Annotated in this window: 12 protein-coding genes and 3 pseudogenes; 3 read left to right on the forward strand and 12 right to left on the reverse strand. The window is 77.4% G+C overall.

Annotated features, from left to right (window positions below; all coding sequences use genetic code 11):
- Positions 1 to 89: 89 nt before the first annotated feature.
- Together ACZ7D7_RS18895 and ACZ7D7_RS18900 are read left to right on the forward strand one after the other, a co-directional pair.
- Complete coding sequence (locus ACZ7D7_RS18895; RefSeq protein ID WP_470825580.1) at positions 90 to 884, forward strand: S1 family peptidase; 795 nt, start codon at positions 90 to 92, stop codon at positions 882 to 884.
- 148 nt (positions 885 to 1,032) lie between these two features.
- Entirely contained in the window at positions 1,033 to 1,680 is a 648-nt protein-coding gene (locus tag ACZ7D7_RS18900; protein ID WP_470825582.1) for a LysE family translocator, read from the forward strand.
- A gap of 12 nt (positions 1,681 to 1,692) precedes the next feature.
- Here ACZ7D7_RS18900 and ACZ7D7_RS18905 read toward each other — a convergent pair whose 3' ends face one another.
- A complete protein-coding gene (locus ACZ7D7_RS18905) occupies positions 1,693 to 2,820 on the reverse strand; it encodes a winged helix DNA-binding domain-containing protein (RefSeq protein WP_470825583.1) in 1,128 nt (375 codons plus the stop codon).
- A 109-nt stretch (positions 2,821 to 2,929) separates the two neighbouring features.
- Between ACZ7D7_RS18905 and ACZ7D7_RS18910 the strand changes: the two genes are divergently transcribed.
- On the forward strand, positions 2,930 to 3,853 hold the full coding sequence (locus tag ACZ7D7_RS18910) for a polysaccharide pyruvyl transferase family protein (RefSeq protein WP_470825584.1): 924 nt from the start codon (positions 2,930 to 2,932) through the stop codon (positions 3,851 to 3,853).
- Between the two features lie 118 nt (positions 3,854 to 3,971).
- Here the strand turns inward: ACZ7D7_RS18910 and ACZ7D7_RS18915 are convergent, their stop codons facing one another.
- The 11 genes and pseudogenes from ACZ7D7_RS18915 to ACZ7D7_RS18965 form a co-directional block, all read right to left on the reverse strand.
- On the reverse strand, positions 3,972 to 4,868 hold the full coding sequence (locus ACZ7D7_RS18915; protein WP_470825585.1) for a glycosyltransferase family 2 protein: 897 nt from the start codon (positions 4,866 to 4,868) through the stop codon (positions 3,972 to 3,974).
- Positions 4,865 to 5,818, reverse strand: coding sequence for a glycosyltransferase family 2 protein (locus tag ACZ7D7_RS18920; protein ID WP_470825586.1), 954 nt, complete (start codon positions 5,816 to 5,818; stop codon positions 4,865 to 4,867). The genes ACZ7D7_RS18915 and ACZ7D7_RS18920 overlap by 4 nt, the downstream gene beginning before the upstream one ends.
- A 222-nt stretch (positions 5,819 to 6,040) precedes the next feature.
- Positions 6,041 to 7,003: pseudogene (locus ACZ7D7_RS18925) on the reverse strand (glycosyltransferase family 9 protein); the annotation flags it as partial.
- Positions 7,000 to 8,367, reverse strand: a complete 1,368-nt coding sequence (gene rfaE2 / locus ACZ7D7_RS18930; protein WP_470825847.1) for a D-glycero-beta-D-manno-heptose 1-phosphate adenylyltransferase — start codon at positions 8,365 to 8,367, stop codon at positions 7,000 to 7,002. The gene rfaE2 and the pseudogene ACZ7D7_RS18925, both read right to left, overlap by 4 nt.
- An 11-nt stretch (positions 8,368 to 8,378) precedes the next feature.
- Positions 8,379 to 8,960: a D-sedoheptulose-7-phosphate isomerase gene (locus ACZ7D7_RS18935; RefSeq protein WP_470825587.1), complete on the reverse strand. Its 582-nt coding sequence runs from the start codon at positions 8,958 to 8,960 to the stop codon at positions 8,379 to 8,381.
- Positions 8,960 to 10,177 (reverse strand): glycosyltransferase, encoded by a 1,218-nt coding sequence (locus ACZ7D7_RS18940; RefSeq protein ID WP_470825588.1) that lies wholly within the window; start codon positions 10,175 to 10,177, stop codon positions 8,960 to 8,962. The genes ACZ7D7_RS18935 and ACZ7D7_RS18940 overlap by 1 nt, the downstream gene beginning before the upstream one ends.
- A gap of 7 nt (positions 10,178 to 10,184) precedes the next feature.
- Positions 10,185 to 10,415 (reverse strand): annotated as a pseudogene (locus ACZ7D7_RS18945) (glycosyltransferase family 1 protein); the annotation flags it as partial.
- The gene (locus ACZ7D7_RS18950; protein WP_470825589.1) at positions 10,412 to 11,401 is read right to left on the reverse strand and encodes a glycosyltransferase family 9 protein; all 990 of its coding nucleotides are present in this window, start codon (positions 11,399 to 11,401) and stop codon (positions 10,412 to 10,414) included. The pseudogene ACZ7D7_RS18945 and the gene ACZ7D7_RS18950, both read right to left, overlap by 4 nt.
- The gene (locus tag ACZ7D7_RS18955) at positions 11,398 to 12,024 is read right to left on the reverse strand and encodes a D-glycero-alpha-D-manno-heptose-1,7-bisphosphate 7-phosphatase (RefSeq protein WP_470825590.1); all 627 of its coding nucleotides are present in this window, start codon (positions 12,022 to 12,024) and stop codon (positions 11,398 to 11,400) included. Before ACZ7D7_RS18955 ends, ACZ7D7_RS18950 begins: the two co-directional genes overlap by 4 nt.
- Complete coding sequence (locus tag ACZ7D7_RS18960) at positions 12,021 to 13,025, reverse strand: glycosyltransferase family 2 protein (protein ID WP_470825591.1); 1,005 nt, start codon at positions 13,023 to 13,025, stop codon at positions 12,021 to 12,023. Before ACZ7D7_RS18960 ends, ACZ7D7_RS18955 begins: the two co-directional genes overlap by 4 nt.
- A gap of 20 nt (positions 13,026 to 13,045) precedes the next feature.
- Positions 13,046 to 13,225 (reverse strand): annotated as a pseudogene (locus ACZ7D7_RS18965) (carbamoyltransferase); the annotation flags it as partial.
- Positions 13,226 to 13,288 lie beyond the last annotated feature (63 nt).

A 13,288-nucleotide genomic window follows, 5' to 3' on the forward strand; every position in this document is an offset into this window, starting at 1 on the left:
GCCCGGGCATATCGGGGGTCTGTCCCGAGACCCCCGAACCAACCCCCCGCACCCGTGCGACCCCCCACCGGCAACAACCGAGGAGACTCATGTTCGGGATCCGCCGAGCAAGACAGGCCGCCACGACCCTCGCGGCCACCGCCGCTGCCGCCGTCGCCACCGCGCTGCTGACCGCCCCCGGCGCCGCCGCGGCCCCTCAGCCCATCGTGGGCGGGACGACGACCACCACCACGACGTACCCGTTCATGATGCAGATCACGGACTCGAACCAGAACCAGTTCTGCGGCGGGACGCTGGTCTCCCCCACCAAGGTCGTCACGGCCGCGCACTGCATGGCCGGCGAGACCACCAGCAGCATCCGGGTGGTCGGCGGCCGCACCTACCGCAACGGGACCAACGGCACGGTCGCCCGGGTCAGCAAGATCTGGGTCCACCCCAACTACACGACCGCCACCCGCGGCGAGGACGTGGCCGTGCTGACGCTGTCGACGTCGATGCCGTACACCCCGGCGAAGTACGTCACCCCCACCCAGACCTCGGTGTACGCGGCCGGCACCACGGCCCGCATCGTCGGCTGGGGCACCACGTCCGCGGGCGGCAGCTCCTCCAACCAGCTGCGCACCGCGACCGTGCCGATCGTGTCCGACACCAGCTGCCGCACCTCCTACGGCACGGACTTCGTGGCGAGCGAGATGGTGTGCGCCGGGTACAGCTCCGGCGGCGTGGACACCTGCCAGGGCGACAGCGGCGGCCCCCTGCTCGTCGGCGGGGTCCTCGCGGGCATCACCTCCTGGGGCGAGGGCTGCGCCTACGCCGGCTACCCGGGCGTCTACACCCGGCTGACGACCTTCTCCAGCCTCGTGACGCAGCAGGTCAACTCGTAGCGCGTCACACGGTCTCCTGAGTAACCCTCAGGTGAAATACCAGGGGGCGTTGCGGGCCTCCACGAGCGGCCCGCAACGCCCCCTCTCCATGTCCTGGTCTCCCACTCCCCTCGCCGCCTACGATGCGCGGCGAGGGGAGTGATGCGTCATGGTGTCCGCCGACCGCCTCCTGGCGTTCGCCGCGATGTCGCTGCTGGTGATCGCGATCCCGGGGCCCAGCGTGCTGTTCGTCATCGGCCGGGCCCTGGCCCACGGCCGCCGCACCGCCGTGGCGACCGCCCTCGGGAACGTCGTCGGGTCCTATCTGCTGGTGGTGGCGGTCGCGGTCGGGATCGGTTCGCTGGTCGAGCGGTCCGTGACGGTGTACCTGGCGGTGAAGTTCGCGGGCGCCGCCTATCTGGTGTTCCTCGGCGTGCAGGCGTACCGGCACCGCAAGGAGCTGTCGGCGGCCGGGCTCGGGACGCCGCCGGCGGGGGCGGCCCGTGGCGACGCGCGGACCGTCCTGGACGGCGTGCTGGTCGGGGTCACCAATCCCAAGGGCGTGGTGTTCTTCGCGGCCGTGCTGCCGCAGTTCGTGGACCACGCGGCGGGGCACGTCGTGGCGCAGATGCTGGTGCTGGGCCTGGTGCCGATCGGGATCGGCCTGGTCACGGACACCCTGTGGGGTCTGGCGGCGTCGGCGGCCCGCACCTGGTTCGCCCGCTCCGACCGCCGGCTGTCGCTGATCGGCGGGGCGGGCGGGTGCACGATGATCGGGCTCGGCGTGTCGGTGGCGGTGACGGGCCGGGCGGACTGACCGGCCGGGCCCTCACCTCCGTACGGTCCCGAAGCGGATGTCGTACGACGCCCCCGGGTGCAGGACGCCCAGCAGGTGTTCCGCCTCGGCGAGGACGTCCGTGCGCTCCGTCCGGCCGAGGGGGGCGAACGGCTCGATGACGAGGGCGTCGGGGGTGAGGCGCCACAGACCGGCGAGGAAGCCGTCGACCAGCAGGGCGCAGTGGGCGATGTTGCCCTGCCAGGTGCTCCCCCGGTGGGCGGCGGGGACGACGCGGGTGCGGTCGGCGTGGGACAGGAGCAGGTTGTCGAACTCGGGCAGGAAGCGGGGCGGGGCCGGGGTGTCCGGGTCGGGGCGGGGCGCGTCGGGGAGGTCGAAGAGTTCGGCGCCGTTCTCGTCGCGGAACGTCACCAGCCGCGGCCGGAGCCGCTCGAACGCGTCGCGCAGCCGGGTCAGTCCGGCCCAGGTCTGCATGTCCCGCACGGACGCCGGGCCGAACGCGGCGAGGTAGCGCAGGACCACGGCGTCGGGCTCCGGGGCGGGCTCGGCGGGCCGGCCCAGCCAGTGCTCGGCGGTGGTGAGCGCCACCTGCCCGCTGCGGCCCCACAGCCCGCGCGGGGTGACCTGGACGAGGGGCAGCTTGCAGCGCGCGGCGACGGCCAGCGACTGGGGATCGGCGTCGGGCCACCGGGCCGACAGCGCCTCCCGCAACTGCTTCATGGTGCGCGGCTCGGCCTCGACGAGCTCGCGGGCCAGCCGGGCGAGCAGGTCCAGGTCGACGCCCTGGAGTCCCTTGCGGAACGCGGTCAGTTCGCGGTCGCGGGCGGGCTGCACCAGCGGCCGCAGGGTGAGGCAGTCGTCGGCGGTGTGGGTGTGGATGGTGGACCGCATGGTGACGATGCGGACGACCTCGCGGCGGGCCATCGGCTCCGACAGGTCCCGCGGGTCGAAGCCCCGGAGCCGGGCGGCGAGGGCGTAGTACGGCGGCTTGACGTTCTGCGCCTGGAGCCCGAGGAGGTGGGCGACGGCGTCCGTGGCCGTCATGTCCGCCCGCTCCAGCAGGAGTTGCCGGTCGAGCGTCGCACGGTTGAGGGCGCGGGGGCCGAGGACGGGCGCGTCGCCGCCGGTCCGGGACGCGCTGCTGCTGGTCCGCTTCGTCATGGACGGCACGGTAGTCCCGCATGCGGACGGATTCTGTCCGCAACGGTCGGGATTGCGTCCCGGGAGGGGTGGGCACCCGCCCCGCACTGTGGAGCGGCGGCGGATTCTGGTGGTCGGGTGGTTCAGCTTCCTGCACGGGGAGGCGACCGCCGGGGACGTGCTCGCCCTGCGCCGGGTGGAGGACGTCCTGCGGCGGGCCGGGCTCGGCCACGACGTGGTGTGGAGCCCCGGTTTCCGGCCCGGCGCGAGGCACCTGGACGACGTGCGGCCGGACGCGTACACGCATCTGGTGTTCGTGTGCGGGCCGCTGCACGGGCCGCAGGTCGAGGACCTGCACCGGCGGTTCGCGCACTGCGTGCGGATCGCCGTCGGCACGTCCGTGATCGACCCCGCCGGTCCCGCCGTCGCCGGCTTCCACCACGTGCTGGCCCGGGACGGCGCCCCGGGCACCGCCCCGGCCGCGGACCTCGCGGCCCGCGCGCCCGCCGTGCCCGGCGTGCCCGTCGTGGGCGTGGTCCTCACCCACGGGCAGCACGAGTACGGGCGGCAGCGGCGCCACGAGCAGGTCGCGGAGTCCGTCACCGGCTGGCTCGCGGGGCGGGACTGCGCACGGCTGGAGCTGGACACCAGGCTCGACGCGCACGACTGGCGGCTGTGCGCGACGCCCGGCCAGCTGGAGTCGGTGCTGACCCGGCTCGACCTCGTCGTCACCGACCGGCTGCACGGCCTGGTCCTCGCCCTGCGCGCCGGCGTACCGGCGCTGGCCGTCGACCCGGTGGAGGGCGGCGCGAAGGTCACCGCCCAGGCCCGCGCCTGCGACTGGCCCGCGCTGGTGCCCGCCGAGCGGCTGGACGCGGCGCCGCTGGAATGCTGGTGGCGGTGGTGCCTGGCCGACGGCCGGCCGGCCGCCGCCCGGGTCCGCGAGCGGTTCCGCGCGGCGGAAGCGGGGGAAGCGGCGGAAGCGGGGGAAGCGGGGGAAGCGGACGGCGCGGAACGGCTGCCCGCGCTGCTGGGGGCACCCGGGGCCGGCTGACGGGCGTGCCCGTGGCGGGGTCCCGCCGCGCCGAACGCCCGGGGCCGGCTGACGGGCGCGTGCCCGTGGCGGGGTCCCGCCGCGCCGAAGTCCCGTCACGCCCAGACAGCAGCCGGGGTCAGCCCACGTAGCGCCGGGCCGTGGAGCGGCGCTGGGTCTCGTCGAGGAGGCGGAGGCGGGACTCGACCGGCGGGGGCACCACCCGGCGTTCGCGCAGCACCCAGGGGAAGGCCGCCGCCGCCTCGGCGAAGGCGCGCAGCGACGCGGTGTCGCGCGGGACGGTGCGCGCCAGGTGCAGGGTGCGGCGCAGGGCGGGTCCCGGCGGGCGGCGCAGCCAGGTGAACCACAGGGTGTTGCGGATGCCGTGCGCCCGGCGGCGCGTGGCGTCCCGTGCCCGGGACGGCTGGTGGTGGACCGTGAGGTGGTCGGCGTAGGTCAGCCACCAGCCCGCCGCCGCCAGGTCCGCCGCGAGCAGTTCCTCCTCGCCGCCCAGCCACAGCCGCGGGTGGAAGCCGCCGACGGCCCGGAAGGCGTCGGCGCGCAGGACGGTCGCGGCGGCCAGGAAGGAGCCGAGCGCCGGTCCCGGCAGCCAGTCGGGGCGGGGCAGCGGGGAGTCGCGGAGTTCCTCCGTGATGGGGTCGTCCGTGCCGGCCGGCTCCACGACGATGCGGGCTGTCACGGCGGCCAGCGCGGGGTGCCGGTCCAGCAGGTCGGCCGCGCCGGACAGGACGCCGGGCGCCCACCACGAGTCGTCGTCGCAGAACGCGACGTAGGGGGTGCGCACGCGCCGCACGGCCAGGTTCCGGCCGACGGCGCCGAGGTTGCGGCCGGGGCGCAGCAGCCGCACCCGGGGGTGGTGGCGGGCGACGGCGGTCGCGGTGCCGTCGGTGGAGGCGTTGTCGGTGACGAACACCGGGGGTTTCTCCGGGAGTTCGGCGAGCCGGTCGAGGGTGTGCAGGAGTTCGGGGCGCCGGTTGTGGGTGATGACGACGACGGTCGTGCGGGGGTCGGTCATACGGGGCCTCCGGGGGTGCCGTCGACGAGGCGGGCCGCGCGTTCCACGTGCGGGGGCAGCGGCCTGCGGTCGCGCAGCGCGGCGGGGAGCCGGGCGAGGGCCTCGCGCAGGGCGCGCCGGGCCTCGGGGTCGTGGCGGGCGTCGGCCGCGAGGTCGCGGGTGCGGGCGAGCGCGACGGGCAGGGGGCGGCGCAGCCACGCGGTGAGGAGTGCGTTGCGGCGCTGCACGGCCACGCGGCCCGGGCGGGGGCCGCCGCTGTCGGGGTGGTGGTGGGCGACGACCTCGGGGCAGTGGGTGACGCCCCAGCCGCGGGCGGCGAGATCGTAGGCGAGGAGGGTTTCCTCACCGCCGAAGAACAGCAGGTGGTGGAAGCCGCCCGCGTCCAGGTAGGCGGCGCGCCGGGTGACGCCGGCGCAGGCGAGGAAGCCGAGCACCTGGGTGCCGGGCAGGTCGGTGGCCGGGCCGAGGGGGGACGCGGCGAGCTGGTCGTTCAGCGGGTCGGTGTCCTTCCCCGGGCCGACGAGGGTGCGGGCGGCGAGCAGGCCGAGCCTCGGGTGCGCGTCGAACAGCCGGGCGGCCTCGGCGAGGGAGCCCGGCGCCCACCAGGAGTCGTCGTCGCTGAAGGCCACGTACGGGGTGCCGATGGCGCGGACCCCGTGGTTGCGGGCGAGGGCGCCCCGGTTGACGGGCAGGGCCAGGACGCGGACCTGCGGGAACTCGCGGGCGAGGAGGGCGCGGGTGCCGTCGGTGGAGGCGTTGTCGACGACGAGGACACGGGGCCGCTCGGGCAGCGCGAGCAGCCGGCGCAGGGTGCCGGCGAGGGTGTCGGCGCGGTTGCGGGTGGCGATGACGACGCCGACGGGCGAGGAGGGCGGCGGGTCGGTGCCCGCCGCCGTCTCGGAGGCCGGGTGCCCGTGGGGCTGCCGAAGGGTGGTCCGGTGGAGGTTCATGGGCGCTCAGCAGAAGGTCTGTTCGCTCGGGGCCGGGGGTCGGGCCGGAGCTGGTCCCGGGGTCGGTTCCGGGGCCGGGTCCGGGGTCGGTTCCAAGGCCGGGACCGGGGCTGGTCCCGGGGTCGGCCCCGACGTCGGGGCCGGGTCCGAGGCCGGACCCGAGGCCGGACCCGAGGCCGGACCCGAGGCCGGACCCGAGGCCGGACCCGAGGTCAGGTCCGGGGGCGATTCCGGGTCCGGGGCCGGCAGGGTGGTGAACGCGTGCAGGACGTCCCGCGGGTGCAGGCGGAGCAGGGCCGGGTCGGGGCGGGTGGCATGCGGGTCGCCCTCGGGGCCGGGGTGCCACAGGGCCCGGTGGTGCGGGTCGGCGGGCGGGCCCCAGCGGCTCGGCGGGACCGGGCCGAACAGCGTGACGGAGGGCGTGCCGTGGGCGACGGCCAGGTGGGCGACGCCGGTGTCGCCGCTGAGCACGGCGCGGGCGCCGGCGACGAGCGCGGACAGCCGCTCGAAGGGCGGTCCGCCGCCGAACAGGTCGTCGGCGGGCAGTCCCGCGCGGGCGGCCAGCGCGGCGACCAGGTCGTCCTCGCCGGGTCCCCCGGTGACGACGACGCGGTGGCCCGCGGCGCGCAGGGCCGACGCGACGGCCGCGTACCGGTCGACGGGCCAGCGGCGGGCGCGGGAGGCGGCGCCGGGGTGCACGACGACCGCGCCCGGCGCCGGGGACGGCACCGGCGGCGGGGCCAGCCGCAGGTCGGTGGGGTCGGCGTCGGCGCCGTACCACTGGAGCAGCCGGCACCAGCGGTCGCGTTCGTGTTCCTCGGCGCGCCAGTCCGGGCCGTCGATCTCCGGGGTGTCCGGGTGCGCGAAGGCGAGCAGGCGCGCGGGGCGCAGCGCGGCGAGGAGGCGGTGGCTGGGCGGGCCGTTGCCGTGCAGGTCGACCGCGACGTCCGGGGGCGGGCCGGTCCAGTCGAGGGAGGCGGGCACGGCCCGGCCGGGGGCGGACGCGGGCAGCAGCCGGTCGACGGCGCCGGTGGCGGCGGCGACCGGCGCGAGCGCGGCGGGTGCGGCCAGTACCAGTTCGTGGTCCGGGTACGCGCGGCGCAGCGCCCGCAGGGCGGGGACCCCGGTGAGGAGGTCGCCGAGGCCCAGGGCGCGCAGCGCGAGGACGCGGGGTGTGCGGGTCATCCGGCGGTGCCTCCCGTCGCCCGGGCGAGCAGCCGCGTCGAGGAGCGTCCGTCGAGGTAGGGCAGCAGCACGGCCTGACCGCCCCACTCCTCCAGCAGGGCGGCCTCGGGCAGGTCGGCGCCCGTGTAGTCGCCGCCCTTGACCCACACGTCGGGCCGCAGCCCGGCGAGGAGGCGTTCGGGGGTGTCCTCGTCGAACACGGCCACGGCGTCCACGCAGGCGAGGGCGCGCAGCACGTGCACCCGGTCGGCGAGCGGGTTGACGGGGCGGTCGGGGCCCTTGCGGCGGCGCACCGAGGCGTCCGAGTTGACGCAGACGACGAGGCAGTCGCCGAGCCGGCGGGCGGCCTGGAGCAGCCCGACGTGTCCGGCGTGCAGCAGGTCGAAGCAGCCGCCCGCGGCGACGACGGTGCCGTGCGCGGCGCGGACCCGGTCGGCGAGGGTGAACGGGTCGTCGGCGGCGGGCGGTTCGCCGCCGCCGTGGGCGTCCGGCAGGCCGGCGGCGCCGCCCGCGCCGACGAACCCGGTCGCCGCGGCCACGGCGCCCTCGACGGCCTCGCCGACCACGGCGCCGTCCGCGAGGAGCCCGGCGGCCGCGGCCGCGAAGCGGTCCCCGGCGCCGCAGCTGTCGCCGTGGTGCACGCCGGCCACCGGTACGAGCAGTGGGTGGTCCCCGTACGACAGCAGCGCGCCCCGGGCGCCGAGCGTGACGGCCACGGCGCCGACCCGCCACTGCCGCACGAGTCCGGCGGCGTGCCGCGCGGCGGCGCGCAGGCCCCCGGTCCGTTCGCCGCCGGGTGCCGCGAACGCGGCCGCCTCCTTCTCCGCCGGTGTGACGAGGCGGGTGCCGGGCGTCGGGGGGCCGCCGCGCGGGTGCGGGTCCCACAGCAGGGGCGGGTGGTCGCGGAGGGTGTCGCGCAGCGCGTCGGCGGCGCCGCGGCCGTAGTCGGAGACCAGGACGGCGGGTGCGGAGCGGACGGCCGCGCGGGCCTCCTCGGTGGCCGCGCGGACGTGTCCGTCGCCGTCGTCGATGCGGACGAGGGGGCGGCCGTCCTGCGCGAGGACGCGCGTCTTCTCGGGCAGCGGTCCGCTCGTCGGCAGCGGGACCAGGCGCACCGACGGCTCCAGCAGGCGCCGCAGTTCATGGCTCGCGGGGTCGTCGGACAGGCCGGTGACGAGCGTGACGTCCCGGCCGTCGCGGGCCGCCAGGTACGCCGCCAGGGCGGCCCCGCCCGGCCGCAGGCGTTCCGCGCAGCCGGACACGACCGGCACCGGCGCGTCGGGCGCCAGGCGTTCGGCGCGGCCGGCCAGGTCGCGGTCCAGCAGCGCGTCCCCGACGACGAGCAGCGGGGCGCCGCCCGGCACGCGGCCCCGCCTCACGCGGTCCTCCGTTCCAGCGCCGCGTCGAACGCCCCGCAGATCATGTGCACCGCCACCAGGTGCAGTTCCTGGACGGTCGCGGCGGAGGCCGCCTCGACGCACAGGGACTCGTCGCAGCCGGCCATGAGGGGGTTGGGGGCGGGGCCGGTCAGCGCCCACACGCGCAGCCGGGCGGCGCGGGCCGCGTCGGCGGCGGACAGCAGGTTGGTGCTGGCCCCGCTGGTGGACAGCAGCATCAGGACGTCGCCGGGGCGGCCGTGGGCGCGGACCTGGCGGGCGAACACCTCGTCCACGCCGTAGTCGTTGGCGATCGCGGTGGTGCTGGAGGTGTCGGCGTGCAGGGCGATCGCGGAGAACGCCGGCCGGTCGTCGCGGTAGCGGCCGACGAGTTCGGCGGTGAGGTGCTGGGCCTGGGCGGCGCTGCCGCCGTTGCCCGCCGCGAGCAGCCGTCCGCCGCCGCCGAGGACCTGGGCGAGCCGGGTGCCCCACCGCTCGGTGATGTGCGCGGAGGCCCGGAAGGCCCCCAGCGCGTCCTGGAGTTCGTCGCAGTGCCCGGTGACGGGCGGGTGCACGGTCATCACGCGACCTCCTTGGGGAGTTCGTGGCCGGTGAGCGTCCGGCGGTAGACCTGTTCGCAGCCGTCGGCGACGCGCTGCCAGGTGAAGCGTTCGAGGACCTGTTCGCGTCCGGCGGTCCCGAACCGGGCCCGCAGGTCGTCCCGGGCGAGGAGTTCGCGGGCCGCCGCCGCGACGGCCCCCGCGTCGCCCGGCGTCACGCGGCGGCCCGTGACGCCGTCGGAGACGGTGTCGCGGTGGCCGCCGACGTCGGTGGCGACGACCGGGACGCCGCAGGCCATCGCCTCCAGGGGCACGATCCCGAACGGCTCGTAGACCGGCGTGCACAGCACGAGGTCCGCGCTGCGCATCAGGGCGGGCATGGCGGCCGGGTCGACCGCGCCGAGCATCCGCACCCGGTCGGCGACACCGGTGCGCAGCGCGAGCCGGCGCAGCCGCCGGGCCTCCGGGTCGTCGTCGATCAGCTCGGCCGGCGGGCCGCCCGCGACGAGGAGTTCGGTGTCGGGGAGGTCGGCGAGGGCGCGCACGGCGAGGTCGTAGCCCTTGCGGGGCACGAGCCGGCCGCAGGAGAGCAGCCGGTGCCGGGCGCGGCGCGGGGGCGCGGCGGACGGGTCGGCTCCGGGGTGGAAGTGGGCCGCGTCCACGCCGCACGGCACGACGGACACCCGCCGGGACGGTATGCCGAGACCGGCCAGTTCACGCACCTCGTCGGTGCAGGTGGCGAGCACACGGGCGCAGGTGCGGCCGATCTGCCGCTCGATGCCGACGCGTTCGGCCGGGCTGGTGTCCTTCAGCCCCTGGTGGCGGCGCTTGACGGTGCCGAGGGCGTGGTAGGTCTGCACGACGGGGATGCCGTGCGGGTACGCGCCGAGTTGCGCGGCCATGCCGGACATCCAGAAGTGGGCGTGCACGAGGTCCGGTGGTTCCCGGCGCCAGGTGCGCGCCAAGTGGGCGCCGAATCCCGGCATGTACGGGAACAGGTCGTCCTTGGGCAGTGGTTCGGGCGGCCCGGCCGGCACGTGCTCGACGACGGCGCCGCCGGGCAGCGGCACCCGGTCGGGGAGGTCGGCGCGGTCGCGCCGCGTGTGGACCGTGACGTCGTGGCCGCGGCGCGCCAACTCCTCGGTGAGGCGGGCGACATACACGTTCTGGCCGCCCGCGTCGACGCCGCCGAGCGCGGCGAGGGGACTCGCGTGCTCGGACACCATGGCGATCCTCATCGGGTCACCTCCTCACGAGGCCGAGTTCGTGCGGGCGCTGGAGGACGACGACGTCGACGCCGGCGTCCCGCAGCCGCTCCGGGGGGAGTTCGACGACGGAGTCGGGCCAGTCCCAGGTGCGGGCGCGGCCGAGGCCGTCGGGGCCCCGGTCGGGGGTGACCGGGACGACGTAGGTGTGCGGGCCCTGCACGAAGGACGTGGTCCAGGAGCCGTGCACGTGCCACAGCAGGATCCTCATGTCTCCGCCATCAGCTTCTCCACGGACGTCACGACGTCCTGTGCGGTCACGGTCTCCAGGCACGGGTGGCCCGGCACCGGGCACTGCCGCGCCCTGCTGCCGGCGCAGGGTGCCTCCTGGTCGCCGAGCAGCACGTACGGGACCCCGTACGGCCGCCAGCGCTCCGCGGGCACGACGGGGGCGAACAGCGACACCACGGGGGTGCCGACGGCGGCGGCCAGGTGGGCGGGGCCGGTGTTGCCGGTGACCACGACGGCGGCGCGCGCGAGGACTCCGGCGAGTTCGGCGGCGCCGGTGCGTCCGCCGAGGTCGACGCCGTGCTCCCCGGCGACGCGCGCGGTCAGGTCCCGTTCGCCGGCGCCGCCGGTGACCAGCACCCGGTGTCCGGCGGCGGCCAGTTCGCGCACCGCCTGCGCGCACCGGCCGGCGCTCCAGGCGCGGGCGGGCACGGCGGCGCCGGGGTGCACGACGACGTACGGCCCGGGGCCGGTCGTGGGCGTGGTGTCGGGCGGCGGCAGCACCCGCAGCCGGCCGTCGTCGGCGCGCGGGAACCCGGCGGCCTCGGCGAGGTCGAGCGCCGCCTCGGCCTCGTGGGCGCCCGGGGCCCGCCGGTGGCGTACGTCGAGCAGGGAACCGGGGTAGTCCACGCTGTCGGCGGCGATGTGCCGCACGCCGGCCAGCCGCAGCAGCAGGGCCGTGGGCAGCGGGGACTGGTGGTACGAGGTGAGGACGAGCGCGGTGTCGGCGTCGATCGCGTCGAGCAGGTCCTCGATCTCTCGGCGGTCGACGGGCGGCGGTGTGAACCCGGCCCACGGGGCGTCCCACACGAGGACGTCGTCCACGCCGGGCAGCAGTCGCGCGGCCGGGGCACCGCGCGGCCCGCACAGCAGGGTGACGGTGTCGGCGCGGGCGGCGACGGCCCGGACGGCGGGCCCGGCGAGCAGCACGTCGCCGAAGCTGTCGAGTCGCGCGACGAGCGCTTTCACGGGCACCTCCGGTGCGGGGCGGACGGGGCCTTTCGGCCGGTGCCGCCGGTCGGCGGAAACGCCTCCCGCAGGGGCCGTTCGTCGGCCAGGACCCGGCCGGTGGGCGGGCCGTTCAGGAGGGCGCGGACCGCCGTCAGGAGGTCGGGGGCCACGTGGAGGGCCGCCGCCGTCTCCTCCGGGCGGGTCATGGGGGTGGGGACGAGGACGCCCAGGGCTCCGGCGCGGCGGGCCGCCTCCATGTCGGAGCCGATGTCGCCGACGACGGCGCAGTCGGTGGGCGCCGTGCACACCCGGCCCGCGGCCCACAGGACGAGGCCGGGTTCGGGTTTGCGGCAGCGGCAGCCGTCGTCCGGGCCGTGCGGGCAGACGGCCCACACGTCGAAGGGGCCGAGGAGTTCGTCGACGCGCGCGTTGACGCGGCGGACGTCGGCGTCGGTGAGCAGCCCGCGGGCGATGCCGGACTGGTTGGTGACGACGCCGGTGCGGACGCCGCTGTCGCGCAGCAGGTCCAGTGCCTCGCGGGCGCCGTCGACCGGGCGGACCAGGTCGGGGTCGGCGTTGTAGGGCACGTCGTGGATCAGGGTGCCGTCGCGGTCGAACAGCACGGTGCGTACGGGGCTCACGGTGCCACCTCCCGCCAGGGGGCGGCGGCGCGGTGGCGCCACGCGCCGCGCAGCCGGTGCCAGGTCGCGGCGGGCGGGATCAGCGCGCTGGTCACGAGCATGGTCGTGATCTCGTCGCGGGTGCGTGGTCCGGGCGCGATACGGGCCCACGCGAACTCGGCGGTGCCGGCCGCCCAGCCGAGGGCGGCCGCCGAGGCGGCCCGGGGGCGTCCGGCGGCGGCCAGCGCGCAGGCGGCGGCACCGGCGGCGGTGATCGCGGCGTGCCGGCGGATGCGGCCGCGTGGCGCGACCGCCCTGTGCCACCAGTCGGGGCCGTGGAGGCGGCGCATGAGCGCGTCGTCGGCGTTGCCGCGCTGCTGACGCAGCGACGCCCAGCGGGAGGCCGGGCGCACCGGGTGCCGGGTGGTGCGCCGGCCGCGCCGGATGCCGTGGCCGGCGTCGAGGACGCGCAGCGCGAGGTCGGCGTCCTCGCGGAAGGCGCGCGGGAAGCGCTCGTCGAAGCCGCCGACGTCGTTGAGGACGTCGGTGCGGTAGGCCATGTCGGCGGTGATCCAGCGGGCCCGGGCGAGGCCGGCGGTGCCGCGTTCCCAGTCGGTGGCGCGGCGCCCGCCGGGCAGCGGCACGGTGATCACGCCCTGGACGCCGGCCGTGCCGGGGTCGGCCTCGGCGAGGTCCCGGGCGAGTTCCTCGCACCAGTGCGGGCCGACCTGGACGTCGTCGTCGAGGAACGCGGTCCACGGCTCGGTGACCGCGCGGGCGCCGGTGTTGCGGGCGGCGGCCGGTCCGTGTCCGCCGCCGCGCAGGACGACGGTGCGGTCGCGCAGGTCGCCGAGAACGCTCAGGGGGTGTTCCAGCGCGCCGGGGTCGGCCGCCGGTTCGGGCCGGTCGTCGACGAGGACGATCCGCTCGGGGCGCGGCCCGGTCGCGGCGGCGAGCGCGGCCAGGCAGTCGGCCAGCGTGTCGCGGACGAGGGTCGGGATCACGACGGCGTACCCGGTCATGCGCACGCCCTTCCGCGCCGCACGGCCTGGACGGAGGCGGCCAGGTCGGCGTGGTCCCGGGTCCAGGGCTCACCAGGGGCGCGCGGCGGGGCGAGGCCGGCCCAGTCGACGCCGTGGGCGCGGAAACCGCCGCGCCCGGTGGCGTGGACGTGTTCGCGCAGCCGGTCGAGGAAGCGCGGGGTGCCGTGCGAGGCGAGGGCCGGGTCGTGGAAGAGGGCGTTGATGCCGAGGATGCGCATGAGGCCGGTGCTCCCTGGGCGGTG

The sequence above is a fragment of the Streptomyces sp. NPDC037054 genome, from assembly GCF_055606745.1.